1 protein-coding gene is annotated in these 713 nt (G+C 58.8%); it reads left to right on the forward strand.

The features are described 5' to 3' along the window. Nucleotides 1–105: 105 nt before the first annotated feature. Entirely contained in the window at nt 106–540 is a 435-nt protein-coding gene (mscL, locus tag EWE75_RS24775) for a large conductance mechanosensitive channel protein MscL (RefSeq protein ID WP_130160655.1), read from the forward strand. Nucleotides 541–713: the final 173 nt, after the last annotated feature.

Consider the following 713-nt stretch of genomic DNA (forward strand, 5'->3'; position numbering starts at 1 on the left):
AAGGCTACCCTTGCCCACCCCATCTTAACCCCCTGTTCGTTACGCCCGATGCCCGTTACAGTCTGACGTCACCAGGAGCAGCTGGCAACGAGAAAGGGGAAGCTCATGTTCAACGAATTCAAAACCTTCGTCATGCGCGGTAACGTGCTCGATCTCGCGGTCGCGGTCATTATTGGCGCTGCGTTCGGCAAGATCGTCACATCGCTCACCGACGATATCCTCATGCCGATTATCGGCAAAATCTTCGGTGGCCTGGACTTTTCGAGCTATTTCGTGACGCTCGGTGCCGTGCCCGCGAACTACGCTGGCAGCCTCTCTGACTACGCCGCCTTGAAGAAGGCAGGCGTACCGCTACTCGGCTATGGCGAATTCATCACGCAGGCGGTGAACTTCATCATCGTCGCCTTCATCATTTTCCTCGTCGTCCGCTCGGTCAATCGCCTGATGCCAAAGAAGGCCGACACGCCTGCCGCGGTTCCTGAGGACGTCACGCTGCTTCGTGAAATCCGTGATGAGCTTCGTCAGCGTCGTTCGATCTGATCCGTCACGCCACGGCTCCCAGATGGTGGCCGTGGCATCTGGTCATGCTGGTTCGAGCAATCAGGCAAACGCCTCGCCGTCGGTATAGGTGGTGAGCACGCAGCTTGGCGATGCGGTGCGTCCGGCCATCGACACCGGGAGTGGTAGCGAGACGATGATGGCGGTTCGCTGTG

Source organism: Sphingomonas populi, from assembly GCF_004208535.1.
GTDB classification, from domain to species: Bacteria; Pseudomonadota; Alphaproteobacteria; order Sphingomonadales; family Sphingomonadaceae; genus Sphingomonas; species Sphingomonas populi.

Bases quoted from the DNA above. Each gene is read 5' to 3' on its own strand.
- mscL (WP_130160655.1), top strand. From the start codon at position 106: ATGTTCAACGAATTCAAAACCTTCGTCATGCGCGGTAACGTGCTCGAT.